Source organism: Streptococcus suis (assembly GCF_002960445.1).
Classification (GTDB): domain Bacteria; phylum Bacillota; class Bacilli; order Lactobacillales; family Streptococcaceae; genus Streptococcus; species Streptococcus hyiners.
Genome location: NZ_POJD01000236.1, coordinates 1 through 335, shown reverse-complemented (window position 1 = coordinate 335; position 335 = coordinate 1). Strand labels below are relative to the sequence as shown.

Sequence of the window (335 nt, the reverse complement as noted above, 5' to 3'; positions counted from 1 at the left end):
TTGGTTACTTGAAAATGATTTTTGATGGCAATAGTCAACAAGATTCAGAAGTTATTCTAGTTAGGGGGGCTTGGGCTGGAGCACAAAAATATGGTGCTTTACCTTGGTCAGGTGATATTGACTCTAGTTTTGAGTCTTTAAGAAATCAGGTCAATACAGGATTAAATGTTGGAATGGCTGGTTTGCCATGGTGGACAACAGATATCGGAGGGTTTCATGGAGGAAATGCTGACGATCCAGAATTCAGAGAGTTGATGATTAGATGGTTTCAATATTCTACCTTTTCACCGATTTTGAGAATGCATGGAGATCGCTTACCACATTCAAAATCTCTT

At 39.1% G+C, this 335-nt stretch carries 1 protein-coding gene; it reads left to right on the top strand.

Translation table 11 applies throughout. The features are described from left to right. Positions 1-335 (top strand): TIM-barrel domain-containing protein (locus tag C1G53_RS09100; RefSeq protein ID WP_330847475.1); only part of this gene is annotated, 335 nt, incomplete at both ends.